This window comes from Archangium sp., assembly GCF_036388035.1.
Classification (GTDB): Bacteria; Myxococcota; Myxococcia; order Myxococcales; family Myxococcaceae; genus Archangium.
Genome location: NZ_DASVSO010000089.1, coordinates 12,145 through 35,959, shown reverse-complemented (window position 1 = coordinate 35,959; position 23,815 = coordinate 12,145). Strand labels below are relative to the sequence as shown.

Sequence of the window (23,815 nt, the reverse complement as noted above, 5' to 3'; positions counted from 1 at the left end):
TCTTCTATCGCGTGCGCAGCAGGGTTCTCCAGCACATGCAACGTGAGGAGGGCGATGATGCTCGCGTGTTTGGGTACACCTCGTTCGTTCGCTCATGCGCCGCGATGGAGAAAGCCGCCGAGGAGGTCGATTGGCTCAAGGTGATCGGTAGCGGGAAGGGGGAGCACTTTGTTGCCCGCATTGGTGCTGTGCCGATTCGCTTTTACAGCGGCGATCCATCGGAACCGTCTGCGCGGTGGTTTGCTCGTGAGGGTGCCGAGCTTACAGCGCATCAAGAAGCGTTCGGCTTCCCCGGCTTCGAGTACTTGAACTGGATGCTGCGCCTCACCGTGAAGACGGATCTCACTTCGGGAACAACGTGGGTTTCACTCGTTCAGTTTGCGGAAAACGGAGGTATCCTCGATAGTTGGCCGATCCGAACCCCCGAGCTTGTCGCGAACGACACTGTGGTTCCGCTTGCCGAGCAGCGTGCGGGCGTTGACATCAGGCCACCCAGCGTGGAAGACCCTGCCGAGACCGAGACCGAGACCGAGACCGCAACCGCAACCGCACATGGAGACGACTGAGTTCTACGGCGAGAGGCTGCGCGCTGCCCGACTATTGCGAGGGAAGACGCTTGAGGAGGTCGGCTCAGCAGTTGGCGTGACGAAGGGGTATGTTCAGCAACTTGAGAATGGCCGAACGCCAACAGAGGACATGGCGCTTGCGCTAGCATCGGCTCTAAGCGTGACGAGGGGCTTCCTGGCGAGTCCCGTGGCGGGAGGGTTGTCTCCTGACGAGTATCATTTCAGGAAGCGTAAGACGACACCTGCTCGGGTGTGGGACACGATGGCTGCGCATGGGTTTGTATTTCTTGAACTCGTGCGCTTCTTCGAGAAAAACCTCAGACTGGAGGAGTACCGTGTTCCCGTCGTGAAGGTGACGGGTCCGGCTGATGCCGAAGAGGTTGCTCGTCGCTTAAGGTCCGAGTGGGGGCTTGGCCTTGATGTGCCGATCACGAATATGATGCGCGTCATTGAATCGATCGCTGGCGGAGTCGCCACACGATTTCATGCTGATGTGGACAAAGTCGATGCTTTCTCCCGCCCCGCGGAACGCGGAACTGTGGTGTGCAACGCGGATAAAGAGAGCACGTCTCGCGCGCGGTTTAATCTTGCGCACGAACTCGCTCACCTTGCGATGCACCGAGGGGAGAAACCGGGACTGGATGAGAATGAGCGTGCAGCGGACATTTTTGCTGCGGCCTTTCTTCTGCCGGCCGAAGGTTTTCTCCGAGAGTTCCCTAGACAGGATCGTGTCCACTGGCCACTTGTTTTCCGCATGAAGAAGCGCTGGAAGACGAGCTTTGGCGTCATCCTCCGGCGTGCTCGTGAACTTGGCTGCATCAACGATGCTGAGTACCAGCGGTCCTACAAGCAGATGAGCGCTCAGGGCTGGTTGAGGAATGAGCCAGAAGAGCCCCCAGAAGAGCCCCCAGAAACAATAAGGGTGTGCTTTGAGCGTCTAAACCGGCGAGGGGTGAGCCCAGCAGACGTTGCTCGTGAGATTGGCGTTACTCTTGGAGACTTGGAAAGAGTTACAGGGCTCTCGTTCGGAGTTGAAGTGTCAACTCTGCAGGATTCAGGAGCGCGCGTTCTTCCCTTCGAGCGTCGACCATTGAAGGTGAAGGGAACAATTTAGTACAAGCATAAGCCGAAGATGAGCCCCGCTCCGGGAGACAAGTTTCGGAGCGGTGCCAAATACTTGGCGCGGCGTTTGTGGCGCAGGCGTAGGTTTATGTTGGTGTACGCAACAAGACTTTCGCGGTGACAATGGGAATGCTGTTGTCGTACCCGTTAAGCGCGAGGTTCATAAGATTATCTCGCAGCCATTTGTCGGTGAACAAGAGCCAGCCGCGTTTCTCGAACTCTTGTTGCAACGTGTCTCGATCTGTATCTTTCCGGAAGTGACCAACTGCCATAGCGAGCCGAACTCTGGGTGGGCTCACACACAATCGTTCGGCGCATAGCTGCTGCGCGAGACGCGAGAGGACGAGTTCACGTAGCGGAGTTCGGTTGAACATCTTGTAACGTTTCGCGTGCTTCGACTTCGGATTCGGATCAAACACGTGCTTTGCGACTACTCCTGGCGAATCGAATAACGACTTACATTCGACAGCAAGAATCTCATTCTGCACCGGCCGGTATGCAATGAGGTCGATCTCCGGGCGCGGCATTGATGGTTTATCGACGCGGGCTTTTTCTTCTTTCGTAAGATTGATTTTGTATGAGGAACGGATCCAGTAGCCTTGCGCCTCCAGGATCTTTGCAACCGTCACTTCAAATGCGTCCATTGTAGCCTCGAAATCCGAGATGCGTTGGAGGAACCTTAGTTTGCTTACGTGGGCCTGCTCTTCGACGTTCACCCAACCTACGCATCTGCCACTGTCTTCTCGATCTTTGTTTTCCCCACTGCCTCTTTCGCTTCCTCCTCGATCCTTCGGCGCCGCTTTCCCTCAGCCTCAAGCCTAACGAGCACCGGATCTTGATGGGACTGAGGCTGCACCTATGCAGCGGCCAGTATCATTGCCACCCACGAGCGGGTCTCCTCGTATTTTGGCATCAGGAAATCGAAGCGCCCGGCTTGGAGCAACTCCACCAGTGGTCTGTCCCGGGCAATGAGCTCGGGCACCTGCCAGGGAAAGGTGCGAACAGCAGGCCCGAGTTCCTCGTAGTCGGGCTCCGCCACGAGAACCTCCAAGTAGCGCGAGTAGGTATCGGAGAAGCGATCGACGTTCGAGGTGAGCAGCACGGCGTAAGGCTCCTCGTGCATGTCGACCTTCACGACCGGCTGCGGTCCCCGCGCATCCGCGAGCTGGGGAACGGTGGCGTAGTGATAGGCCTGATAGGCCAGCATGTCCTCCTTCCCAAAGATGAGGAGGGGTCCAAAGGGGTCGGCTTGGTCTCGCCACCAGCGTTCATTCACACGGAGCAAGTCGGATTGCCGAGTGTCTCCAGCCTGGAGGAGGACGAACCCCTCCTCCAATCCGGCGTATCCCCACTGGGCATGCACAGCCGCGAGCAACGAATCGAGGGGGAGTCCCGCCACGGGTTCTCCGGCTGCGAGCGCAGGCTGGCGCGGCGGTTCCTGTTCCAGGTGCAACCCCAGGTTCCGGCAGACTTCCAGGAACCGCGCGAGACCGGGCAGCGAGGCCGCCGTGAGGCATCATTGAAGTTCCTTTTCAACTCTCGCCCGCGAGCCGGAGTGCCTCCGTGACCAGCGCATCGCTGATGTGGATTCCGGAACGTCGGATGGTCTCCAGCAACGGTCGCAGGACCTGGATATGCCCCCGCTGTTTGGCGGCAAGCAACACTCCCACGCTGCCGATGACGCGCATGCCGTTGAACCGTGCCACCTTCCGGGCTCGCTGATCATCGAGGAGCAACTCGTCCGCCGAGAGCTTCCGGTAGAGGGCCATGGCTTCCAGTTCGCCCTGACCCAGTCCGGCCACTGCAATCACGAACTCGGAGAGCGCTACTTCGGCGACCTTGCCGCTCAGATATTCGCTCAAGGCAGTCGCCTCGGGCTTGCCCGGCACCGTGCACTCTCGATGAACGGCAGGTGGCACCCGTATCTCGTCGAACAGCACCTCCAATAGATGGAGCTGCTGGCAGGCCGCCAGCGCGACGAGCGCCGAGGTGTCCGCGACAACCAGCATCAGCGCAGCGCCGCTACTTCGTCGGCCAGTTCCTCCGCCGGGTAGTCCACGGTGGAGATTCCGCGCCGCTGGCACTCGGCCAGGAAGGTGAAGCGATCCACCCCAGCGAATTCGGCTGCCGCTCCGGCGGACAGCTCGCCCGATTGGAACATGAACACGGCGGCATAGAGCTGGATGCGCTGCGCCAACTCCACGGGCTCCGTGTCGATGAGGAACTGCTCGGGAACGTTCAGCGTGATCTGCATGGCACGACGAGGGTCAGAGGGCACAGCGCTTCTCTCTAGAGGATGCAACCTCGGGCCTTCACATGCAAACGCCCGCTCGGTGGACTGGCGGGGTATCAAACGACTCGTTCGTGGGATTCCGACCCCCGCATCGCCCCATGCCGGACCTACCGAGTCCCAGAACGTGGACTCGTCTCAGCCCACGCCACCAGGGGTATAGAAGAGAGGGAGGAGGAGGCACTCGCATGGCGGACGCGAAGCGCGGGGAGGACGGGAGGCTGGGAGCGTATCGGCTCGGCAGGCGGCACGGGGGCAAGAACCCGGAGAGCGAAGACCTGGGCCGGCTCTACGAGGCGCACAACGTGCACACGGACGCGCCCGCGTTGGTGCTGGTGCCGGCCCCGGGTGTGAGCGGAGAGCCCGAGGAGGACTGGAAGGTGCGCGTCACGATGCAGGCCCGGCCGCTCTACGTAGCGCTGGAGGTGGAGCAGGCGCCGGCCTCGGGAGAGCTGGCGGCACTGGCGGGGCTGTTCGAGGTACTCACCCGCATGATGGAGCGGATGGATTGGAGCGACGAAGCGCGCCGTCACCTGACGCGCCAGCCGGAGGGGCGGCTGAAGCGGTGGGCCGCGGGCGTGCGCCAGGCGCTGGGCAGAGTGGGGCCGTACGGAGTCGGAATGAGCGTCGCGGCCCTGGTGCTGTTCCTGGTGGCGGGGCACCTGTGGGTCTACACCGAGCACCCGCGGGGCGAGCAGCACGAGGCCGCCGGGGTGGCCGTGCAAGAGAGCCGTGCGCCCATGTTGGTGGACACAGGTGACGTGGGCCCGGCGGTCATCGCCTATCCCCTGCCGGCGAAGCCTTTCAGCGATCAGGCGAAGGCGCCCTGCAAGCCCAAGCTGCACGAGGTGGAAATCAACAGTGGCTGCTGGTTGGAACTCGCCCTACGTCCGCCGTGCGGGGAGAACTACGCCGACTACCAGGGTAAGTGCTACGTGCCGGTCTCGGCGCGCTCGCGCAAGCCGCGTGAGCCTCAGTCCATCCAGCCGTGAGCCACTGTGACTCCCGTGGCCCCCGGGGAAGGTGTGGCAACGACGTCAACCCCGTCATCGTGATGAGATTCCAGCCGCTGCCCTGCCTCTCGAGCGGCGCCCTCATTGAAGCGCAGGACCGCCGGCCATGACCCTGCCCCCCCGTCTCCGCAAACTCGCGTTCACCGCGCATGTCACTGTCTCGGTCGGCTGGCTCGGCGCGGTCGTTGCCTACCTGGCTCTCGCCATCGCCGGTCTGACCCGCCAGGACGCTCAGCTGGTGCGTGCCGCCTATCTCGCGATGGAGTTGATCGGCTGGTGCGTCATCGTCCCGTGCAGCCTCGCCGCGCTGCTGTCCGGGCTTGTCCAGTCACTGGGCACCGAGTGGGGCTTGTTCCGGCACTATTGGCTCCTGGTGAAGTTCCTGCTGACCCTTGGTGGCGCCCTCGTCCTGCTGGTGCACATGCGGACCGTGAGCCGCATGTCCGGCCTCGCGGCGGAGACGACCCTGTCCGGTGCCGATTTCGCGATGCTGCGGACCCAGCTCGTGGTCCACGCCGTTGGCGGCCTGCTGGTGCTGCTCGCGGCCACGGTGCTGTCGGTCTACAAGCCCTGGGGCAAGACCCGCTATGGGCAGCGTCAGCAACTCGAGCGGCGTCAGGTGTCGCAGCCGCTCCCTCCGCGCTCGGGGCTGTACGTGCTGCTGGGGGCCATGGGCCTGCTCCTGCTGCTCGTCTTCTTGCACCTCGTCGGCGGGCGCTTGCATCACCCTTGAGCCTCGGCCTCCTTCGCCGCCCGCGAGGGGACCCCCGGTTGACGCCACGCGGGCCGGCATGGCAACCCCACTGGATGTTTCAAGCCTTGCGGAGAGGGTTCATCGCCGGGGTGGATGCGTTCCTGACCCCCCAGCAGCGCCGGTTGCCTCCAGATGAGCTCAGCCAGTACCGGGTGCTGGTGAGCAGCGCGTTGAGCATGCTGGTGCTCAACGCCCTCTATTGGGTCAGTCTCAGGTACTCCACCATCCAGGCGAGCCAATCGGTGGCCTTCGTGGCGATCCTGGCGGTGGGCAGCTACGCCCTGGTGCTGGCCGTGGTGCGCTGGACGCGTTCGATCCGGATTCCGGGCCTGATGGTGTGCGTGTTCTTCACGAGCGCCTTCCTGTCGGTGACGCTCCTCTCGGAGGATGTGCGGGTCTCCTCGCATGCGACGGGCATGCTGATTCCGCTGCTGGCGGTCTACCTGTTGGGGTGGCGTCTGGGCTTCGTCTTCACCGCCATCGTCTGTGTCGACGTGGGGCTCTTCCACCAGCTCTACCACTCGGGCTTCGGCTCGAAGCGGCCCATCTTCTCCAACATGGATGCCTGGTCGAACAACGGCTCCACGATGGTGGCCTTGCTGCTGGGGTGGGTCCTCTTCTGGCTGCACAGCTCCTCGCGGGAGCAGGCGCACTCGGCGCTCAAGCGCGCGATGGAGACGCTGCGCGAGAGCGAGGGCAAGCTGAGCAGCCTCATCGAGAGCACGGACGACTTCGTGATGTCCCTGGACACCGAGGGCCGCCGGGTGGCCGCCAACCAGCCGGCGCTGCGGCTCATCTCCACGCTCACCGGCAGTGAGCTGCCTCCCGGTGGACGGCTCTTTCCGCCCGAGCCTCGGGCGCCCTGGGGGGAGCTGCTGGTGCTCTTCCAGCAGGCGTTGACGGGTCAGCGGGGCCGCACGGAGGTGGAGTTCCTGCTGGAGGGCCGGTCGCGGACGGTGGAGACCATCGCCAGCCCCGTGCGGAGCAAGGAGGGGCAGGTGGTGGGAGTGACGTTCTTCGCGCGGGACATCTCCGCGCGTAAGGAGGCCGAGGCGCGGCTGACCGAGATGCACCGCAGCCTGCTGGACGTGTCGCGCCAGGCGGGCATGGCGGAGGTGGCCACGGGGGTGCTGCACAACGTGGGCAATACGCTCAACAGTGTGAACGTGTCGGTGGGGCTGGTGGGCCAGCACCTGCGCGGCTCGCGCGTGGTGGGGCTGGCCCGGGCCACGGAGCTGCTCAAGGAGCACCTGCCGTCCTTGAGCTCCTTCCTCACCGAGGACGAGCGAGGGCGGCAGCTTCCCTCCTACCTCATCGCCATCTCCGAGCAGCTCGTGCAGGAGCGCGAGGCCCTCCTGGCGGAGGTGCAGGCGCTGAGCGAGAGCGTGGAGCACATGAAGTCCGTCGTGAGCATGCAGCAGCAGAACGCGCGCTTCGTCGGCGTGATGGAGCAGGTGCGGGTGGCGCAGTTGCTGGATGACGCGCTGAAGCTACAGGCCCTGTCTTTCGAGAAGCAGGGCATCCAGGTGCGGCGCGAGTACAAAGAGGTGCCGCCGGTGCTGGTGGATCGCCACAAGCTGTTGCAGATCCTCTTCAACCTGCTGAGCAACGCGCGGCATGCGCTCCTGGAGAGTGGCCGTGCCGACAAGCAGCTCGTGCTCCGGGTGGGTGGGGGGACGGACGGGGAGCGGCTGCGCATCGAGGTGGCGGACAACGGGACAGGCATCTCGCCCGAGAGCCTGCCGCGGCTGTTCACCCAGGGCTTCACGACGAAGAAGGACGGACACGGCTTTGGCCTGCACACCAGCGCCCTGGCGGCGGCGGAGATGGGCGGTGCGCTCACGTGCACCAGCGCCGGCTCGGGCCAGGGTGCCACCTTCCTCCTCGAGCTCCCCGTGCTTCGGTAAGTCTTACCGACTCCGGTGCCGTCGCTGCCCCTGTCGCTCGCTAAGGCCTTGAAATGACGCGTGATTCTCCTCGGGCCTCCCTGGCACGCGGGATGCTATCTCCCTGTCTCGTGAAGGCGGCAGGGCAGGACGGGCGGGACGGTAGTGGGTGGCGGGTCGGGTGGGGCGGGTAGGACGGGGCTGCACGCAGTCGGGGTTTTGGGCGGCGGGTCGGTGGGGGTTGGGTGGGGTACGACGGGTAGGGCCTTTCTGGGGGCAGGAACGGGGAAGCACGTCGGGGAGGAGCCGTGGGGGCGGCTCCTCCCCGATGTCTTTTCGGGCTCGGGCGCGCCTAACCTGCCGCATGCTCCAGCATCTGCTCCGCCTCTCCAGACACGCCCCCGCGGTCGAGATGGAGACCGTCCGCAGGGAGGCGCTCTCGGACGCGCTCATCCGGGAGCTGCACGCGGTCGCCAATGCCTTGATGGCCGAGGATCTGGAGCACTTCCGGGTGCATGCCCAGGCCAATGACCTCGTCCACCTCTTCCGCCGCACGGACACGCGGAGCCTCGTCGGCTTCCAGTTCTGGCGGACGGCGCCCCTCGGGCTGCCCAGGGGCCGCGTCATTCTCGGAGGCAAGCTGCGAATCCTTCCCGAGTTCCGGAATCGCGGCCTGCACCTGCTCTCCGGCCTGACCTTCTTCCTCCAGGACAAGCTGCGACATCCGCGCAGCCGGCACTACCGCCTGTCCATCGCCAGCCTGTTCGGCTTCGTGTCCATTACCGAGGCCCTGGCCCGCTACCACCTCTTCGAGCCGCGGCAGCGCACCGGGGAGCAGGGCGCCGTCCGGGAGGCCTTCCTCGCGCTGGCCGAGGAGAGCCACTTCCGTGTCGACGAGGAGCGCGGCCTCTTCTTCGTCGACATCTTCATGAAGCCCGAGACGCTGGGGCGCTACTCGCCCGACTATTTCGACAGGCCCGCGGCCAGGGCCTACGCCGCGGTCAATCCGGAGTTCCGGAGCAACGGCAGCTACGTCGGCTTCTGGTTCCGCTTCACGCCCGACAACCTGGCGTCGTTGGCGAGCGCCACCGTGCGCAAGCTGCTGCGGAGTCCGGAGGCAGGTGCGCGGACCGAGGGCTGAGGGTCATCGCGCCCAGAGCGTGGCGAGGTCCAATGGGAGCACCGCGAAGGGTTCGGCATGCACGGTGGTGCCCCCGCGCCAGTGGCCCTGCTGGCTCCAGCGCCGGCCCTCCAGTCGATAGATCTCCAGCGCCTGCTGGAGGGGATCCACCAGCCACAAGTGGCCCACGCCTTCGCGGGCATAGGCCTTCATCTTCTTCTCCCGGTCCAGGACCGCCGTGGAGGGCGAGAGCACCTCGCACACCCAGTCGGGAGCCAGGGTGAAGGCCGCCGTGTGTGGCAGCTCGGGCATGCGCTCGCGGCGCCAACCCCCCAGGTCTGGCACCAGGGCGTCTTCCCCCAGGTGCAATTCGGGCTCGACCAGGAGGATCCACCCTCCAGGCCCGCCTTTCCCCATGTCGAAGGGTGTTCCCAACAGCATTCCGAGTCGAGAGGCGGCCCGGGCATGGGGCGAGGCCGGGCGGGGGCTCACGTACAACTCGCCGTCGACGATCTCCCCCACACAATTGGGAGGAACGGTCTCCAGGTCTTCATAGGTGGCCCTGCGCCTCGACCCACTCATGCCCGGAGCATGGGGAGCAGTGGGTACTTCTTCAAGCAGCCTCAAGGGATTGTCGCTCACGTCATGACCCATGCCATAAGTCTAGAGCTGACCTTTGAGGTTGTGAAGCCCGATGTGACATACCGAGTCACCCGCCGGAGGCTCGTGAACGTGGCGAGCGGGGAGGCCTCCGCTCACCGTCAGCGGAACATTCCGCTTCCCCTCCCAGGGACCCCCGTAAGTCTTACCGGTTCCGATGCCGACGCTGCCCGATGCTGCGCGATAAACCCTCGAAATCACAGGCCATCAGCCCCCGGGCCCTGCTGGCACACGGGATGCTATGTCCCTGTCTCGTGAAGGCGGCAGGGCAGAACGGGCGGGTCGGTGGTGGGTGGGCGGGTCGGGTGGGTGGGGTAGGGCGGGGCTGCACGGGGTTGTGGGTTTTTCGGGGTGGCGGGTCGGTCGGGGTTGGGTGAGGCAGGGCTGCACGGTGGGTGGGGCGGTTTCGGGGTGGCGGGTCGGTCGGGGTTGGGGTGGGGCAGGGCTGCACGACAGTAGGGTTTTTGGGCGGCGGGTCGGTGGGGGTTGGGTGAGGTACGACGGGTAGGGCCTTTCTTGGGGGCAGGGACGGAAGCACGTCGGGGAGGAGCCGTGGGGGCGGCTCCTCCCCGGTTTTTTTTATGGGTCGTGTCCGTCTCGCGTGAGGATGTTCCGGGGTTTTCCCCGGAGATGAGGACTCGCGCATGACCCGGCGTACGTTCGAGGAATCCAAGGCAGAGGGCGGCATCCACCACCGGCTGGGCCAGCTCGTCGGGGAGTGGGAGGGTGTGACGCGGACGTGGTTCGAGCCGGACAAGCTCGCGGACGAGTCGCCCTGTCGTGGCACCATCCGCCCCGTGCTCGGCGGGCGCTTCGTGGTGCACGAGTACGAGGGCGCGCTCCAGGGCAAGCCGCTGGCGGGGGTGGCCCTCTACGGCTACCACCTCGACCCGGATCGCTACGAGATGGCGTGGGTCGACAGCTTCCACAACGGCACGGCCATCCTGTTCTCCAAGGGCCAGAACGAGGGTCGCGGCTACGGCGTCCAGGGCAGCTACGCAGCCCCGTCCGGGCCGCCCTGGGGCTGGCGCACGGAGCTCCAACTGCCCGAGCCGGATCGCCTGGTCATCACCCACTACAACGTCCCGCCCGAGGGCCAGGGGCCGGAGGCGAAGGCCGTGGAGACGGTGTACCGCCGGGTGTCACGCCCCGCGGGCGCGTAGCGCGGAAGCCGCTGCCCGCTCAGGGCGCCGAGGACATGGACGCCGAGGCCTTCGCGCCGTTGCCGGCGGGCACCAGGTTCGAGTAGCGCGCGGTGATGCGCAGGTGCTTCCGATAGAAGAGGAAGCCGCCCGCGGCGTCGACGTGGAGGGTGTCGAGCACCTGGCCCACGCCGGGCCAGGCGCGGAAGTCCATGCGCACGTCCACGCGGTCCGCCATGTGGGGCAGCTCCGAGGGGCTGTAGCTCAGACGGAGGAGCTGGCCGGTGCTCGGGTCCACGAGCGCCTCGCCCTTGTGCAGGGAGGGCGACTTGTCGGCGCGGGGCTCGAAGCGCAGGCGCAGCCGGTGGGGCTCCTTGGGGTCCGGGCCCGCCAGGGAGAAGCGGTGCTGGGGCAGGTACGAGGCGGCGAAGGGCAGGTTCACCGAGTTGAACTCGGTGCGGACCTGACCCTTGCGCTGGCGCTCCTCGAGGTCCTTGCGCAGGGCCTCGGTGGCGTCCTGGCCGTCCTTGCGCGCCTGGAGCAGCTCGCGGTGCTGCTGGCCGTCCTTCACCAGGACGCGATCCACCCGCTCCTGGGTGTGCTTCACGTTGCCCTCCCCGTCGAGCTCCTCCAGGCGCAGGGTGATGGTCACCTCCGACACCTTGCCGGTGAAGAGCTCCTCCATGCCCCACGTCGTCTCACCCAGGCGCCGGGCGAGCGTGTCCGCGTCCACGGCGGGCGGGGAGCCCCCCTGTGCCTGAACAGGTAGGGACGAGAGCAGGAGACTCACCAGGGCGAGCGCGCGAGACATGGAAGGCTCCTGGACGCGGCCGCGGGCGCGGCGGGGGCCGGCAAGATGCCCCATGCCGCGCGCGAGTGAAAGGGTGCAGTTCAAACGAATTCGTCTGGCGCTGCTCACCCGTCCATGGGCGGCGCGGCGTTGACGGGCTCGGGCGGCTGCACGGGCGGGCGGCGCTGCTCCTGCTCCTGGGTGGGCCGCTGCCGCTTCTCGAAGGGCTCCAGCCGGACGGGCCGGCCCGAGTCCGCCGACTCGTAGAGCGCGCGGATGATGCGCACGTCGGCCAGGCCCTCCCAGCCGCTCGGTTCCACCTCCCGGTCGTTCAGGATGCAGTCGCTGAAGTAGGAGATTTCGGGAGCGATCTGGTCACGCGCGGGCAGGGTGCGCTTCTTCGTGCCCTTCGTCTGCAGCTCGAAGACCATCTTCCCCTTGTAGTCGTAGGCATTGTCCAGGCGGAGGCTCCCCTTGGTGCCCACGAGCTGGTAGGTGGACGTGGACGCGGCGCCGAAGCTCACGTTGAAGGAGGCCAGCCGGTCGTCCGGGAAGCGGAGTACCGCGGACACCGCCTCCTCCGTGTCGGCGAAGCGCGCGTCCTTGCCCTTGACTCGGAAGGCGAACACCTCCTCGGGCTCCGAGCGGAAGAGGTAGCGCGCGGCGTTGACGCAGTAGACGCCAATGTCCCACGCCACCCCGCCGCCCTTCTCGGCGTCCACGCGGATGTTGGGCGCTTGAATCTGGAAGCTGAAGGACGAGCTGAAGATGCGCGGCTCGCCAATCTTGCCTTTACGCACCGCCTCCATGGCCGCGAGGTTGGCGGACTCGAAGTGCAGCCGGTAGGCCGTCATCAGCTTGACGTCGCTGTCCTCGGCGGCGCGGATCATGTCCAGGCACTGCTGCTCGTCGAGCGCCAGGGGCTTCTCGCAGAGCACATGTGCTCCGGCCCGCGCGGCGCGCACCGCGTACTCGGCGTGCAGGGAGTTGGGCAGCGCGATGTAGACGGCGTCCACCTCGGGAGAGGCGAGGCACTCGTCGAGCTGGTCATAGCCGTAGACGGGCACCTTGTGGCGCTTGCCCAGCACGCGGTGCTTCTTCGGATCTCCAGAGACGAGCGCCACCAGCCGCGAGTTCTTCTTCGCGTTCTTGAAGGCGGGGAGGATCGCGTCCTGCGCGAAGTGTCCGAGCCCCACCACGGCATAGCCAATCTTGCGCGACGTCTTGCGCGCCCGCGTGCCTGCCTGCTTCCGAGCCGCCATTTTCTCTTCCTCCTGGAACCGTCGGGGCCGCAAGCTCCGCATCGCACGAGGCGCCGACAACCCACCTTTCCTCCCAGCGGAGCCGCGTGTCGCGCGGAGGACGCCCGGAGCCCTCGAGCCCAGGAGCGGCGTCGTGTGCCGGATGGACCGTGGCCGGGGCCTCCTGGCTGGGGTTCAGCCGAGCGAGCGGTGAGGGAGCCATGCGGAGCGAAGGTGCCGGTGCCGGGTGTTTCCTCATGTCCAGGTCACGCCAGGATGGCCTGGCGGCAAAGCGAGTGACGACATGACGCACCCCCCCACCCGCCTCGCGCGGGGAGGGCGTGGGCCCGTGCTCGCCCGGACGCGGGTGGGACTGGTGGCCGCGCTGCTCCTCGCCTGTGGAAACATTCACGCGAAGGACACGAAGGACATGGTCAGGACTGGATCGCAGGTGCAGACGCTGCACGACGAGACGAAGGAAGGACGGCTGCTGGCGCGTCCGCATCGCCCCACGGTGGAGGCGCCGCAGCACGGCCTGCGCCCCCTGGGGCTGGGTGGCAGGCGCGACGGGCTGCTCTATGTGCCCAAGGGGTACCGGGCGGATCGGCCCGCGCCCCTGGTGCTGATGCTGCACGGCGCCGGAGGCAACGCGCGCCACGCGCTCGGCCCGTGGCAGCAGCTGGCGGACGAGGCGGGACTGCTCCTGCTCGCGCCGGACTCGCGCGGCCCGACGTGGGACGTCATCGCGGAGGACGGGTACGGGTTGGACGTGGCCTTCATCGACCAGGCGCTGGCGTACGTCTTCGAGCGCTACGCGGTGGACCCGGAGCGCCTCGCCATCGAGGGCTTCTCTGACGGGGCCTCGTACGCGCTGTCGCTGGGCCTCACCAATGGGGACCTGTTCACCCACGTGGTCGCCTTCTCCCCGGGCTTCCTGGTGCCCGCGGCCCAGCGTGGCCAGCCGGGCCTCTTCATCTCCCATGGGGTGAAGGACGAGGTGCTGCGCATCGACCCATGCAGCCGGCGCATCGTCCCGCGGGTCCAGCGCGCGGGGTACGCGGTGCTCTATCGCGAGTTCGACGGGCCCCACACGGTGCCACCGGACATCGCCCGCGAGGCCCTGGCCTGGTTCACCTCGCCGGACGCCTCGGGTGAAGCGCCCGCGAAGTAGAGGGCCGTGGCGAGTGCCTACGTGGGGAAGCCGGCCGCATCCTCCGGGGAGGTGTACCGGGGGGGCGGCGGCTGGGGGCCGCGGCGCTTCCAGGCGCGCGCGGCGGCGAGGCACCAGCCGGTGATGAGCACGCCCTCGGCCACGGCATCCAGCAGGTACACGGGTGAGATGCGCTGGGGCGAGTAGATGACGTCCACCGCCGCGAGCGAGGCGGCGCTGCCAGCGGCCAGCAGCATGACCTCGGGGCTGGTACGGCGGCGCAGGCCAGCGGTCAGCAGCGTGCCGCCGATGACGGCGATGATCGCCCCGACTGTCTTCACCAGCCAGCCCTCGAGCTTGGGGCCCGTCACCGCCTCGAAGCTGCGCAGGTGGACGATGGGCCACACCCCGGTGCCCACGTAGAAGACGCCCTGCGCCACGGCCAGGCCGGAAGCCAGGGGTTCAGCACGCTCTGGCTTCAGCTCCTCGATTGCCTCCATGCGCTCCTCCGGTGATTCCCTGGAGGAACAAGATGGGGATGCCTGCCGGGAATGGCTTGCCTGCCTGCTCTCCGTTCAGGTCGACTGCCTCCCCATGAAGAGGGCTATGCGTACGAAGCCGCGAGGACGGAGTGGGGCGGTGGGTCTCGTAAAAGTGCTCGTGGCCTGGCTGGGCTGCGGGTGGGTCGCCGGATGCGCGGGCCCTCGGGGAGCCCAGCCGGTCGCGAGCGCGCCCGTGACGATTCCCCTCCAGCCCCTCCGGAAGAACCTCCGCACCGTCACCGTGAAGGTCGGCGCGGAGACAGGGACCTTCCTGGTGGATACGGCGGGGGGGCTTTCGCTGTTTTCGCCGACGTTCGCCAAGAAGGTGGGGTGTGAGCCGTGGGGGCGCATCACCGGCTTCTTCATGATGGGAGACCGGATCGATTCGCCGCAGTGCAACGACCTGCGCATCGAGGTGGCGGGCCTCACATTGCAGGCGCCGGTGGTCGCGGTGCTCGACATCATGGCGTCCTTCTCCAAGGACGCCGAGCCACTCGACGGCGTGCTCTCCCTGGACGTGTTCGCGGGGCAGGCGCTCACGTTGGACGTCGGCGGCAATCAATTGATTGTCGAGACCCCGGCGAGTCTGGCCGAGCGCACCCGGACGATGCGCGAGGGGCAGGCCCGGATCGGCCGGGAGGTGCAGGGGGCGGCCCTGAGCGTCTTCACGGCGGCGCGCACGCCGAAGGGGCTCGCGTGGTTCGAGCTCGACTCGGGCAACGGTGGGACGCTCCTCATGTCCCGGCACGTCGCCCCAACACTGGGGCTGGACCCCCAGGTGGAGCAGCCCCAGCCCGCGCGCTTCGAGCTGGTGGGCGGGGTGCCCGTCGAGGGCAATTTCCATGTGAAGGAGATGATCATCGACGGGAACCTGGGGATGCCATTCCTGTCGAAGTGGCGCGTCACGCTGGACCTGGCGCGCTCGCGCGTGTGGTTCCAGCCCGGCAGCACGGTCGAGATCGTTCCCACCGCTCGATGACCTCACCCTCCGGGCGCGCTGCGCGCGAACTTGTCCACTAACTGTACAAGTAGCGCGAGCGCGCGCCCGGAAGGGGTCCCCCTCAGATGAAGGCCAGCGCCGGCTCCACCGTGTGCAGCACCGCGTCCAGGCAGCGCAGGCCCTCCTGTCGGACGGCGTCGGCTGCTGACCGTGCCCAGGCCAGCACCTCGCGCCGGTCCTCCTCGGGCATGCCGTGGAAGCGCGCGTCCCCCGAGCGGATGTCCTCGGCCACGTGGGCCGCCACGCCCAGGTGGTGCCCCACCGCCGAGGCCCGCTCCGCCAGTGTCGTGCCCTCCCACAGCACCCGCAGGTACAGGGCCCACTGCTTGCCGGAGATGCCCTCGGCCACCCGCTGGAAGGTGGGCGCCGTCCACGTGGACGTGTGCACCTCGAGCAGCTGGAGCCCCGAGGCCGTCACCATGGCGTCCGCCGCTTCCGCCAGCACCGGCGCGGGCACCTCCGCGCGCGCCAGCGTGGCGAAGCACAGCGACTGCAGGGTGAACTGCACCCCGGGCCCCACCCGCGAGGGCTCCGCGTAGTAGGTGCACTCCCCGTCCGCTAGGTCGTCCGCGAGGTTGGCCGCGCAGGAGCAGAAGAAGAGTCCGGCCGAGCGCCGCAGCAGCACCGCGCGCCCGAGCCCCGCCTCCGTGCCCGCCGCGTACAGCAGCGCCAGTGGCCCGGGCCGTCCCGCCTCCAGGGCCACCAGCACGTCCCGCTCGGCCTCTTCCGGGAGCCCGTGCCGCCGCAGGGCGCGCAGGGCCTCCTGGAAGACGGCCCCCGCGCTCACCGCAGCTCCCTCGGCAGGAGGATGCGCAGCTGTGCCCCGCCCGCGGGCCGGTTGCCCCGCTCCAGCGTGCCGCCGCTCGCGCGGATGAGACACTCGGAGGTGTAGAGGCCCAGCCCCGTGCCGTTGGGCTTCGTGGTGCTGAGTCCCTCGATGGGCGCCTCCAGCTTCTCCGCCGGGAAGCCCGGGCCGTCGTCGGCGATGAGCAGCTCCAGCCTCCCACTGTACGGCTCGGTGCGCGCGGTGATGTCCACCTTCGCGGCGCCCCGCTCGCCATTTCCCTCGCAGGCGTTGAGCACCAGGTTCTCCACCACGCGCCGCATCGTGGTGACGCCCCCGCGCACCAGCGCGCACGCCGAGCCCTCCACCTTCACCTGGATGCGCACGTCCGGGAAGCGCCAGCCCAGGGTCGTGCGCACCGACTCCAGCACCGGGACGATGTCCACGTTCTCCGGCTCGTGGTTCACCGTGCGCCGCCCCTTCTGGCGGATCTCCAGCACCATGTCGCGGATGCGCGCCAGCCCCTCGTTCAGCTCGCGCACCAGCTCCTCGAACTCGGCGCGCGGCAGGGCGTTGCGCTGCACGCCCATGACGGAGAGGATGTCCGCCGCGGCGCTCACGCTCATCAACGCGTTGTTGATGTCGTGGTTGTAGCCAAGAATCTGCACCAGGGCCTGGGACAGCCGGCCCACGTCGCGCTCCTGTTGCTCCAGCATCTGCGCCTGCACGGCGGCGCGCAGGTGCTCGGCCTCGACGCGGGTCCGGTCATGCTCCAGGGCGAAGCTGCCCGAGTACAGCTCCAGGATGACGGCCAGCGGGCCCATGACGGCGAAGAGGGCCAGGTGCTCCTCGGTGCGGGCCAGCAGCGCCGCCAGCCCCAGCGCGAGCACCGTCCCCAGCGCGAGGAAGGGCTGCGAGGGCGCCACCCGGTGTACCCGGCCGTGGTAGCCAGCGGTGAAGAGCAGCACCGCGGCGAACACCATGGCCCCCGGCATCGCCGCCAGGGCCATCAGGCAGGCCATGGAGAACTGCAACGCGCTGGTGCCCGGCACGAAGTACAGCCAGCCCCACCACTCGATGTGCTGGCGGCCCCGGTGCAACAGGGCGAAGCCCAGGCCGAGCACCAGTGCTGGCACGAAGCACGCCAGCGCCTCGAGGAAGTCCAGGTCGAAGAAGCGGTCCGCCCCGGGCGCGAACGTCGCCAGCGCGAGCACCGCCGGGATGACCAGCGCGGCGCTCAGCCAGGCCCGCGGCGACGCGGCGGCCAGCACCTCCCGGGCATCCTGTGAGCGCGTCCAGCGCGTGAAGGCATCCTGGACGAGACGGCGCCAGCGGGAGGGTGGGTTCATAGGGTGGCAGTCAGATAGAAGCCCGCCGCCTTGTTGATGGCGTTCGCCTCCCGTCCCACCTGCTCCACCCGGCGCTTCAGCTCGTTGAAGATATCCGGATTGCCCCGGTGGACCACCTTCACTTCCACCGTGCCCCCGGCCAGCACCTGGTGGAGGGCCTCCAGCACCGGCATCACCTCGGGGCTGATGGCGAGCGCGCCATCGGGCCCCTCCACCGCGCCCAGCTCCTGGATGCGCATCAGGTACTCGCTGAGTGAAGAGGCCACGGTCAGCCCCACCACTCGGGGACCTCGGATGTCGTTGTAGCTCATTCGGTGTTTCCCTCCGCCGGCTCGCGGGCCGGACTGGTGCGTCGGTGAAGGTGGGTGGGGGAGAGGGCGAGGAGCGCTTCCAGCTCCCCGCGGCCGAAGGGCTTGGCCTGGAAGCACTGCGTGCCGGGCTGCTCGACGAAGTCGGGGGGGCAGTGGGTGCCGGAGATGAGGACGCGGCGCGCCCCGGGCACGTGGGCCTCGGCCCAGCGCAGGAACTCGGTGCCGCGCTCGCCCGCGTCCAGGTGCTGGGCGGAGAGGATGACGTCCACGGCCGGGTCCGCCTCCAGGGTGGCGCGGGCCGCGGAGGCGGAGGCGGGGCAGCGCACCTCATGGCCGAGCACCCGCAGCGTGCGCTCCAGTCCGCGAGACACCCAGGTATTACAGTCCAGCACCAGCACCTTCATGGGGAGGCCTCCGGTGGGAGGGCGGGGGAGTGGAACCAGTCGCGCGGAGGGGCGAGGTACAGGCCGCCGCCCACCGCGGTGGCGTAGCGGAGCAGGGCGTCCGGAGGCCGGCCGTTGCCGCCCAGCAGCGCCTCCAGCGAGCGCGGGTAGTAGCCCGGGTCCGCGGAGGCGGCCACGAAGGCCAGGCCCTCCTCTCCCTGGTGGCGGAAGGGGAAGCCGCGGCGGATGAGGCCCTGGTTCTCCCCGGCGCCGGCCTCGCGCACCCGGAGGAGGTGGGCCTCCGGGGGCGGGTCCACGAGGAGCTCGCCCTCCCGGGTGCGGCCCACCACGCGCTCCTGGGCCCCGGGCCTGAGGCGGCCGAAGCGCTCCAGGTCCTGCTGGAAGCGCAGGTAGAGCAGCCACGAGGCGCCCGCCAGCGGCCCGGAGGGGACGAGGGCGGTGCGCCGCACCTGCTCGCGGGTGGGGCGCAGCAGGCCATCGCGGAAGCCGAAGGCCTCGCGTCCCTCGCCGATGCGTCCGCCGAGCACCTCCTCCTCGAGGACGAGCACTCCTCTTGAGAGGGCGAGGGTGCGCCGCAGGGCCCACAGCAACGGCTCGCGGTGGACGGCGCTCACCTGGACGAGCACCTGGGACTGGGTGGAGGGGAAGCGCGCCGTGGGGCCCTCGCGGGGCAGCGGCGCGGGAGGCGGTGGGGCGGCCTCGGGAAGGAGCGCGGGCTCCACGCCGAGCACCGCGTGCAGGCCCTTCTCGCGTGCGAGTTCGCCGTGGAGGACGGACACGACTTCGCGCAGCTGCGGGAGGGCGATGTCGCGGGCGAGTCGGAGGACGGCGATGCCGCTGAAGGCGCCAGGCGAGTGGAAGAGCCCTTCCTGTGGCCGCATCGCTGTCTCCCCCCACCGCACGCCCTGAGTCCGGCGTGGTGTTGCCCTGGACACGGAGCCTCTCGGCCTCCGTGGCTGGAAGCAGGAGAACCCAGGGGCTCGCTTGAAGTCAAACAGGGCCCGGGGAGAGTGTTGGTTTCAAGAGGTAATGGAAACCCCGGAGGACCCTTCAGGTTGTCTGGCATTGCCCCCCCGGGCAGGTGCGCGACCAGGGCGCGGCGGGGGCTCTACCCGTTGCCCGCCGCGAAGCGAGGCAGCCGTCCCTCCGGGCCCTCCTGCCGAGCCCGGGAGGAGAGCCCCATCTTCCGACCGGAGGTGGAGCGCGCATGGCCAGGCCCAAGCAGGTGAGCGAGCGCGAGGCGTACGGGGACGTCGAGCGGGTGCTGTACGAGATGCGGCAGGTGCTGCGGGTGACGGGGCTGGACGTGACGGTGCGCACGTGGGCGGGCTTCGAGCGCTTCCTGGTGGGGCTGTGGGAGGCGATGGGGCCCAATGCGGAGACGCGGGCCTTCGAGGCGGCGGCGGACGAGGTGCGCGCCCAGGCGGTGGAGGCGGCCGAGCGCCTGGGCCCGCTCGGGGCGTGGGGCGCGGTGTCGCTCGGGGAGAGCCAGCGCTACCAGCTCCGGGGCGCGCTGGAGCTGTACCATTATCTGGACCCGAAGATGCTGGTGTTCACCTCGGCGGTGAAGCTGGCGCTGCAGGACTCGCCCGTGGGGGCGCTGCAGCCGGCGGGGAGCGCCGAGCGCATCGAGCGGGGGGCTCCGGCGCGGATGATGGCGATGGAGTGGGTGTCGGAGCGGCCGGACGACGCGCGGCTGCGAGCGCTCTTCAAGGACATCCTCGCCACGGTGGGGCCGCCGTCGCTGCCGGGAGAGTTCCGGGGGCTGGCGCTGTGGCCGGAGTACCTGACGGAGGCGTGGGAGCGGCTGCGGCCGAGGATGAAGGGCGAGGCGTGGGCGCACGCCTGTGACGCGCTGCTGGCCACGTCGCGGCGGCTGGCGCGGAGCCTGCCCTACCCGGTGGCGCTCCCGCGGGAGCGGGGGGCGGTGCCGCACGAGGACGCCGAGGTCATCCAGCGGATGACGGAGCAGTGCGAGTGGCGGCTGCCGGTGCTGGTGCTCGGCATGGCGACGCTGGCGTGCGACGTGGGGGACCTGGAGCGGCGGTTGCCCTTCCCGGCGGAGGCCCGGCTGGTACCGGACTACGTGGCGGTGGGGGAGCTGCGATGAACTGGCGGGACTACCAGTCGAGGCAGCGGGTGGTGGAGCTGGGCCACCGCTTCCTCAGCTACGTGGACGAGGGGCGGGGCGCGCCGCTGGTGCTCCTGCACGGGATTCCCACCTGGGGCTTCCTGTGGAGCGGGCTGTTGCCGGCGCTGGCGATGACGCACCGGGTGCTGATTCCGGACCTGCTGGGGTATGGGTTCTCGGACAGGCGCGAGGGGTTTGACCGCTCCATCTCGCGGCAGGCCGAGGCGTTGGATGCGTGGATGGATCGGCTGGGCGTGACGGACGCGGTGGTGGTGGGGCACGACGTGGGCGGAGGCGTGGCGCAGCACCTGGCCCTCCGCTTCCCCCGGCGGGTGTCGAGGCTGTGCCTGATGAACAGCATCTGCTTCGACTCCTGGCCCATCGAGCTGATGGTGCAGCTCGGGCACCCGGGCGTGGCGCGGAGGCTGTCGGCGCGGGCGGTGCAGCGGACGCTGAAGGTGGCGCTGAGGCGCTCGGGCTTCGCGACGGCGCCGCCGGACGGAGTGCTGGAGGGGCTGTTGGAGCCATACGGGACGGAGGTGGGAAAGACGTCCCTGGTGCGCGATGCGGCGGCGCTGGACACCAACCAGACGCTGGAGCTGGTGCCGAGGTTGATGCACCTGGCGGTGCCCACGCGGGTGGTGTGGGGCGTGGACGACGCGTTCCAGCCCGTGAAGTGGGGCGAGCGGCTGGCGTGGGAGATACCGGGAGCGAGGCTGGTCCGGGTGGAGCACGCGCGCCACTTCGTGATGTGGGACCAACCGCACGCGGTGATGACGGCGCTGTACGCGTTTCTCGGGGAAGAGGAGCGGATGGAGGACGAGGAGCCGGGCCCTCGCGAGGGGCTCCCGTCCCTCCCAGGCCCGTTGATCTGACCGTCAGGGGGCGACGGGGAAGGACGGGCGCAGACACTGCTGGCGCGACAGGCGCAGGAGCTCGGCGACGGCCTGGAGCCACGGGGGGGGAAAGCGCGAGGGCTCGCCCATCCACGAGGCGAGGCTCGGGACGGCCTGGGTGAGCCCACTGCACTCGTCCGCCACAGCGGAGGCGAGCAGCTCGCCCGTCCCCCGCATCCGGCGACTCCAGTCCGGCCCCACGCGGGCGTCGAAGTCCTCCCCGAGCCCGCGCAGCGTCAGGTCATCGAGGAACTGGCGCCGCTCCTCGGCCAGACGCTCCGCCATCCGCCGCAGCACGTCGTGGGCCTCCGGGTGCTCGGGCTTCGCGCGGACGAGCTCCCGGTGGAGGCACCGCAGGTGACGCTCGAGCATGAGGCGCGGCATGCCCCGGGCGGCCAGCAGCCCCCCCAGCCACGAGATGTGTCTCCACGCCTGCGGCTCGGCCCGGCCGCCGAGCGTCACCAGCCACGCGCTGTCGCTCCAGGAGTAGTGACGGCCGCGCTCGCCAAAGCGCCACGCGTAGTAGGGGAACTCCTCCCACGAGGCCTCGGCGGCGCGGAGGGCGGCGCGGAGCTCGTCCAGGTTCCGGGTGACGGGGTGGCTCCCGGCATCGCGGTTGAGCCAGTAGGAGGCAGGCCGCTCACGCGGCGGGTGGAGCGCGTCGAGCAGGGCGCGGAACCGGGAGAAGGTCTCAACCGCCGCCCGGACGAGCCCGTCTTCCTGCGCGGCCTCGAGGGCCACGCCTTGGAGCTGCCGCGTGAGCCCGTCCCAGGGCGAGGCGTCGGGAAGCGGGAGGAGGGCGAGGCGCAGCGCGTAGTGATGGCCGAGGAGGGACACCGGCTCCCGGAGCGCCGCGGAACGCATCCGCTCCCCGAGGGCGACCGCTCCGATGAGCACCTCGCTCGGGAGCACGCCCTGGGGCGCCTCGTGGAGGAGGCCGGGCTCCAGGAGCGGATGGAGGGGAGGGGTCTCGGCCCGGGCGACGGCCAGGGCGGGATGCGGCGTGGCCACGAGTGCCCCCGTCAAATCCTGGTGCAGGAGGGCGAGCCCTTGATGCAGGGTCCGGTGGCTCTCGGGAAGCAGGGTCCGGGCCGAGAGCGAGTGGTAGCCGGGCAGGGAGTGGAGCCGGGCATGGTGCGCCAGGGTCTCGTTCCGCAGGCGGTCAGCGAGTGACATCACGGCCTCTCCCAGTCAGGTCCAGCGCCGTCCATACCACGGAGTGACATGCCTTCCTGATGTCCACTGGTTGCCCCGTGGGGCAACTCCTTGGCTTGCGGCGAACGGAGGTGCTCCCCAGCTTGGGCCACCGTGAACGACAGCTTCGAGGAAGAGAGAAGGGGTGGGGGCCGGCCATACAGGAGCGCCCTCGTGCTGCTCGCCCTGTCCGGACTGCTGGCCTGTGGCCGAGCAGAGGCCGAGACCCCGCCCGCGAGCGCGCGGCGGGAATCCGCATCCAGCAAGCGACATGCGGACCCCAAGCGGGAGATCAAGCACGTGGTGGTGGTGATGATGGAGAACCGCTCCTTTGATCACCTCGTCGGCTGGACGCCGGGGGCGGATGGACGGCAGGACGGGCTCGCGTACCCGGATCGCCAGGGCACGCTCCGGCCGACGTACCCGCTGGCGCCCGACTACCAGGGCTGCGCCCATCCGGATCCGGATCACTCCTACGTGGGCGGACGCGTCGAGTACAACGGGGGCGCGAGTGATGGCTGGCTCCTCGCGGGGACGAACGACGAGTACGCCATCGGCTACTACCGGCAGGCGGAGCTGCCCTTCCTCGGACAGGCCGTTCCCCGCTGGACGACGTTCGACCGCTACTTCTCCTCCATCATGGCGGAGACGTATCCCAACCGCATCTACCAGCACGCCGCGCAGACCGACCGCATCACCAACACGTTCGAGCTCTCCACGTTGCCGACCATCTGGGACCGGCTCGCGGAGAAGGGCATCAGCGGGCGCTACTACTACAGCGACGTGCCCTTCCTCGCGCTCTGGGGTCCGAAGTACCTGCCCATCAGCCGGCCCCTGGCCGTGTTCCTCGCGGAGGCCGCCACCGGCACCCTGCCGCAGGTGTCCTTCGTGGACCCTCGCTTCCTGGTTGAGGAGCAGGGGACGTCGGGGGATGACCATCCGCACGGGGACATCCGCGACGGCGAGGCCTTCCTGAACCTCGTCTACACCGCGGTGACGCAGGGCCCGGGGTGGAAGAACACGGTCCTCATCATCAACTTCGACGAGTGGGGCGGCTTCTATGACCATGTGCCCCCGCCGGTGGCGGAGATTCCGCCCGCGGATCGTCTGGCGGGCAACGAGGACGGGCGGCTGGGCTTCCGCACGCCGGCCCTCCTCATCGCGCCCTGGGCGAAGAGTGGCGCCGTCTCGCACACGCAGTTCGATCACACCTCCGTGCTGCGCTTCATTGAATGGCGCTGGGACCTGGAGCCGCTCACCGTCCGCGACGCGACGGCGAACAACCTCGTCGAGGCGCTCGACTTCACGCAGACGCCGAGGCGCGCGCCGCTCTTCCTCGTCCCTCCCGGGCCCTACGGCCGTCCCTGCGCGCTGAGCCCGTTTCCGCCGGACAACGACCTGGAGAAGCTCGAGGAGATCGCGCGGCAGCAGGGCTGGCCGGTGTACCGCTCCCGCTGAGCGGAATGAAGG

Annotated in this window: 26 protein-coding genes; 12 read left to right on the top strand and 14 right to left on the bottom strand. The window is 68.7% G+C overall.

Annotation, left to right across the window (positions count from 1 at the left end; genetic code table 11):
- Positions 1 to 566 (top strand): hypothetical protein (locus VF697_RS03905; protein WP_331092120.1); only part of this gene is annotated, 566 nt, incomplete at its 5' end.
- Positions 553 to 1,680 (top strand): XRE family transcriptional regulator, encoded by a 1,128-nt coding sequence (locus VF697_RS03900; RefSeq protein WP_331092119.1) that lies wholly within the window; start codon positions 553 to 555, stop codon positions 1,678 to 1,680. The genes VF697_RS03905 and VF697_RS03900, both read left to right, overlap by 14 nt.
- A 94-nt stretch (positions 1,681 to 1,774) precedes the next feature.
- Here the strand turns inward: VF697_RS03900 and VF697_RS03895 are convergent, their stop codons facing one another.
- The 4 genes from VF697_RS03895 to VF697_RS03880 form a co-directional block, all read right to left on the bottom strand.
- Positions 1,775 to 2,404, bottom strand: a complete 630-nt coding sequence (locus VF697_RS03895; RefSeq protein WP_331092118.1) for a hypothetical protein — start codon at positions 2,402 to 2,404, stop codon at positions 1,775 to 1,777.
- Between the two features lie 140 nt (positions 2,405 to 2,544).
- Positions 2,545 to 2,895, bottom strand: coding sequence for a hypothetical protein (locus VF697_RS03890; protein WP_331092117.1), 351 nt, complete (start codon positions 2,893 to 2,895; stop codon positions 2,545 to 2,547).
- A 325-nt stretch (positions 2,896 to 3,220) separates the two neighbouring features.
- Positions 3,221 to 3,697, bottom strand: a complete 477-nt coding sequence (locus VF697_RS03885; RefSeq protein ID WP_331092116.1) for a DUF3368 domain-containing protein — start codon at positions 3,695 to 3,697, stop codon at positions 3,221 to 3,223.
- Entirely contained in the window at positions 3,697 to 3,942 is a 246-nt protein-coding gene (locus VF697_RS03880) for a UPF0175 family protein (RefSeq protein ID WP_331092115.1), read from the bottom strand. The genes VF697_RS03885 and VF697_RS03880 overlap by 1 nt, the downstream gene beginning before the upstream one ends.
- Before the next feature lie 224 nt (positions 3,943 to 4,166).
- On the opposite strand from VF697_RS03880, the gene VF697_RS03875 reads away from it, so the two are divergent.
- From VF697_RS03875 to VF697_RS03860, 4 genes are all read left to right on the top strand, one after another.
- Positions 4,167 to 4,970 carry a hypothetical protein gene (locus VF697_RS03875; RefSeq protein WP_331092114.1) on the top strand — a complete coding sequence of 268 codons (804 nt, stop codon included), beginning with the start codon at positions 4,167 to 4,169 and terminating at the stop codon, positions 4,968 to 4,970.
- 127 nt (positions 4,971 to 5,097) lie between these two features.
- Positions 5,098 to 5,724 (top strand): hypothetical protein, encoded by a 627-nt coding sequence (locus VF697_RS03870; protein ID WP_331092113.1) that lies wholly within the window; start codon positions 5,098 to 5,100, stop codon positions 5,722 to 5,724.
- An 86-nt stretch (positions 5,725 to 5,810) separates the two neighbouring features.
- Complete coding sequence (locus tag VF697_RS03865; RefSeq protein WP_331092112.1) at positions 5,811 to 7,652, top strand: two-component system sensor histidine kinase NtrB; 1,842 nt, start codon at positions 5,811 to 5,813, stop codon at positions 7,650 to 7,652.
- A gap of 343 nt (positions 7,653 to 7,995) precedes the next feature.
- Positions 7,996 to 8,772: a hypothetical protein gene (locus VF697_RS03860; protein WP_331092111.1), complete on the top strand. Its 777-nt coding sequence runs from the start codon at positions 7,996 to 7,998 to the stop codon at positions 8,770 to 8,772.
- A gap of 3 nt (positions 8,773 to 8,775) precedes the next feature.
- Here VF697_RS03860 and VF697_RS03855 read toward each other — a convergent pair whose 3' ends face one another.
- The gene (locus tag VF697_RS03855; protein ID WP_331092110.1) at positions 8,776 to 9,333 is read right to left on the bottom strand and encodes a Uma2 family endonuclease; all 558 of its coding nucleotides are present in this window, start codon (positions 9,331 to 9,333) and stop codon (positions 8,776 to 8,778) included.
- Positions 9,334 to 10,055: 722 nt separating this feature from the next.
- Here VF697_RS03855 and VF697_RS03850 point away from each other — a divergent pair.
- A complete protein-coding gene (locus tag VF697_RS03850) occupies positions 10,056 to 10,574 on the top strand; it encodes a DUF1579 domain-containing protein (RefSeq protein WP_331092109.1) in 519 nt (172 codons plus the stop codon).
- A 19-nt stretch (positions 10,575 to 10,593) separates the two neighbouring features.
- Here VF697_RS03850 and VF697_RS03845 read toward each other — a convergent pair whose 3' ends face one another.
- On the bottom strand, positions 10,594 to 11,364 hold the full coding sequence (locus VF697_RS03845) for a hypothetical protein (protein ID WP_331092108.1): 771 nt from the start codon (positions 11,362 to 11,364) through the stop codon (positions 10,594 to 10,596).
- A 104-nt stretch (positions 11,365 to 11,468) separates the two neighbouring features.
- Positions 11,469 to 12,605, bottom strand: a complete 1,137-nt coding sequence (locus tag VF697_RS03840) for a Gfo/Idh/MocA family oxidoreductase (RefSeq protein WP_331092107.1) — start codon at positions 12,603 to 12,605, stop codon at positions 11,469 to 11,471.
- 283 nt (positions 12,606 to 12,888) lie between these two features.
- On the opposite strand from VF697_RS03840, the gene VF697_RS03835 reads away from it, so the two are divergent.
- Positions 12,889 to 13,755, top strand: a complete 867-nt coding sequence (locus VF697_RS03835) for an alpha/beta hydrolase (protein WP_331092106.1) — start codon at positions 12,889 to 12,891, stop codon at positions 13,753 to 13,755.
- A 17-nt stretch (positions 13,756 to 13,772) separates the two neighbouring features.
- Here VF697_RS03835 and VF697_RS03830 read toward each other — a convergent pair whose 3' ends face one another.
- Positions 13,773 to 14,234, bottom strand: a complete 462-nt coding sequence (locus VF697_RS03830) for a hypothetical protein (RefSeq protein ID WP_331092105.1) — start codon at positions 14,232 to 14,234, stop codon at positions 13,773 to 13,775.
- 235 nt (positions 14,235 to 14,469) lie between these two features.
- Between VF697_RS03830 and VF697_RS03825 the strand changes: the two genes are divergently transcribed.
- On the top strand, positions 14,470 to 15,255 hold the full coding sequence (locus tag VF697_RS03825; RefSeq protein ID WP_331092104.1) for a hypothetical protein: 786 nt from the start codon (positions 14,470 to 14,472) through the stop codon (positions 15,253 to 15,255).
- An 82-nt stretch (positions 15,256 to 15,337) separates the two neighbouring features.
- Here VF697_RS03825 and VF697_RS03820 read toward each other — a convergent pair whose 3' ends face one another.
- Genes VF697_RS03820 through VF697_RS03800 form a run of 5 tightly spaced genes read right to left on the bottom strand, consistent with a single transcriptional unit; the run spans position 15,338 to position 19,005 of the window.
- Positions 15,338 to 16,063, bottom strand: coding sequence for a hypothetical protein (locus tag VF697_RS03820; RefSeq protein WP_331092103.1), 726 nt, complete (start codon positions 16,061 to 16,063; stop codon positions 15,338 to 15,340).
- The gene (locus VF697_RS03815) at positions 16,060 to 17,409 is read right to left on the bottom strand and encodes a HAMP domain-containing sensor histidine kinase (protein WP_331092102.1); all 1,350 of its coding nucleotides are present in this window, start codon (positions 17,407 to 17,409) and stop codon (positions 16,060 to 16,062) included. Before VF697_RS03815 ends, VF697_RS03820 begins: the two co-directional genes overlap by 4 nt.
- Positions 17,406 to 17,720: a hypothetical protein gene (locus VF697_RS03810; RefSeq protein ID WP_331092101.1), complete on the bottom strand. Its 315-nt coding sequence runs from the start codon at positions 17,718 to 17,720 to the stop codon at positions 17,406 to 17,408. The genes VF697_RS03815 and VF697_RS03810 overlap by 4 nt, the downstream gene beginning before the upstream one ends.
- A complete protein-coding gene (locus VF697_RS03805) occupies positions 17,717 to 18,124 on the bottom strand; it encodes a hypothetical protein (protein WP_331092100.1) in 408 nt (135 codons plus the stop codon). Before VF697_RS03805 ends, VF697_RS03810 begins: the two co-directional genes overlap by 4 nt.
- A complete protein-coding gene (locus VF697_RS03800; RefSeq protein ID WP_331092099.1) occupies positions 18,121 to 19,005 on the bottom strand; it encodes a hypothetical protein in 885 nt (294 codons plus the stop codon). The genes VF697_RS03805 and VF697_RS03800 overlap by 4 nt, the downstream gene beginning before the upstream one ends.
- Before the next feature lie 326 nt (positions 19,006 to 19,331).
- Here VF697_RS03800 and VF697_RS03795 point away from each other — a divergent pair, with 326 nt between their 5' ends.
- Positions 19,332 to 20,234 carry a halocarboxylic acid dehydrogenase DehI family protein gene (locus VF697_RS03795; RefSeq protein WP_331092098.1) on the top strand — a complete coding sequence of 301 codons (903 nt, stop codon included), beginning with the start codon at positions 19,332 to 19,334 and terminating at the stop codon, positions 20,232 to 20,234.
- Positions 20,231 to 21,130 (top strand): alpha/beta hydrolase, encoded by a 900-nt coding sequence (locus VF697_RS03790; protein ID WP_331092097.1) that lies wholly within the window; start codon positions 20,231 to 20,233, stop codon positions 21,128 to 21,130. The genes VF697_RS03795 and VF697_RS03790 overlap by 4 nt, the downstream gene beginning before the upstream one ends.
- Before the next feature lie 3 nt (positions 21,131 to 21,133).
- Here VF697_RS03790 and VF697_RS03785 read toward each other — a convergent pair whose 3' ends face one another.
- Positions 21,134 to 22,330 carry a hypothetical protein gene (locus tag VF697_RS03785; RefSeq protein ID WP_331092096.1) on the bottom strand — a complete coding sequence of 399 codons (1,197 nt, stop codon included), beginning with the start codon at positions 22,328 to 22,330 and terminating at the stop codon, positions 21,134 to 21,136.
- Between the two features lie 189 nt (positions 22,331 to 22,519).
- Here VF697_RS03785 and VF697_RS03780 point away from each other — a divergent pair, with 189 nt between their 5' ends.
- Complete coding sequence (locus VF697_RS03780; RefSeq protein ID WP_331092095.1) at positions 22,520 to 23,803, top strand: alkaline phosphatase family protein; 1,284 nt, start codon at positions 22,520 to 22,522, stop codon at positions 23,801 to 23,803.
- The last annotated feature ends 12 nt before the right edge of the window (positions 23,804 to 23,815 follow it).

What these genes read in the sequence shown, in the direction of transcription:
- VF697_RS03850 (WP_331092109.1), top strand. Translation starts at nt 10,056, where the DNA reads ATGACCCGGCGTACGTTCGAGGAATCCAAGGCAGAGGGCGGCATCCAC.
- VF697_RS03870 (WP_331092113.1), top strand. Translation starts at nt 5,098, where the DNA reads ATGACCCTGCCCCCCCGTCTCCGCAAACTCGCGTTCACCGCGCATGTC.
- VF697_RS03800 (WP_331092099.1), bottom strand. Translation starts at nt 19,005, where the DNA reads ATGCGGCCACAGGAAGGGCTCTTCCACTCGCCTGGCGCCTTCAGCGGC.
- VF697_RS03880 (WP_331092115.1), bottom strand. Translation starts at nt 3,942, where the DNA reads ATGCAGATCACGCTGAACGTTCCCGAGCAGTTCCTCATCGACACGGAG.
- VF697_RS03830 (WP_331092105.1), bottom strand. Translation starts at nt 14,234, where the DNA reads ATGGAGGCAATCGAGGAGCTGAAGCCAGAGCGTGCTGAACCCCTGGCT.
- VF697_RS03855 (WP_331092110.1), bottom strand. Translation starts at nt 9,333, where the DNA reads ATGAGTGGGTCGAGGCGCAGGGCCACCTATGAAGACCTGGAGACCGTT.
- VF697_RS03810 (WP_331092101.1), bottom strand. Translation starts at nt 17,720, where the DNA reads ATGAGCTACAACGACATCCGAGGTCCCCGAGTGGTGGGGCTGACCGTG.
- VF697_RS03840 (WP_331092107.1), bottom strand. Translation starts at nt 12,605, where the DNA reads ATGGCGGCTCGGAAGCAGGCAGGCACGCGGGCGCGCAAGACGTCGCGC.
- VF697_RS03835 (WP_331092106.1), top strand. Translation starts at nt 12,889, where the DNA reads ATGACGCACCCCCCCACCCGCCTCGCGCGGGGAGGGCGTGGGCCCGTG.
- VF697_RS03860 (WP_331092111.1), top strand. Translation starts at nt 7,996, where the DNA reads ATGCTCCAGCATCTGCTCCGCCTCTCCAGACACGCCCCCGCGGTCGAG.
- VF697_RS03845 (WP_331092108.1), bottom strand. Translation starts at nt 11,364, where the DNA reads ATGTCTCGCGCGCTCGCCCTGGTGAGTCTCCTGCTCTCGTCCCTACCT.
- VF697_RS03805 (WP_331092100.1), bottom strand. Translation starts at nt 18,124, where the DNA reads ATGAAGGTGCTGGTGCTGGACTGTAATACCTGGGTGTCTCGCGGACTG.
- VF697_RS03795 (WP_331092098.1), top strand. Translation starts at nt 19,332, where the DNA reads ATGGCCAGGCCCAAGCAGGTGAGCGAGCGCGAGGCGTACGGGGACGTC.
- VF697_RS03900 (WP_331092119.1), top strand. Translation starts at nt 553, where the DNA reads ATGGAGACGACTGAGTTCTACGGCGAGAGGCTGCGCGCTGCCCGACTA.
- VF697_RS03885 (WP_331092116.1), bottom strand. Translation starts at nt 3,697, where the DNA reads ATGCTGGTTGTCGCGGACACCTCGGCGCTCGTCGCGCTGGCGGCCTGC.
- VF697_RS03815 (WP_331092102.1), bottom strand. Translation starts at nt 17,409, where the DNA reads ATGAACCCACCCTCCCGCTGGCGCCGTCTCGTCCAGGATGCCTTCACG.
- VF697_RS03875 (WP_331092114.1), top strand. Translation starts at nt 4,167, where the DNA reads ATGGCGGACGCGAAGCGCGGGGAGGACGGGAGGCTGGGAGCGTATCGG.
- VF697_RS03790 (WP_331092097.1), top strand. Translation starts at nt 20,231, where the DNA reads ATGAACTGGCGGGACTACCAGTCGAGGCAGCGGGTGGTGGAGCTGGGC.
- VF697_RS03890 (WP_331092117.1), bottom strand. Translation starts at nt 2,895, where the DNA reads ATGCTGGCCTATCAGGCCTATCACTACGCCACCGTTCCCCAGCTCGCG.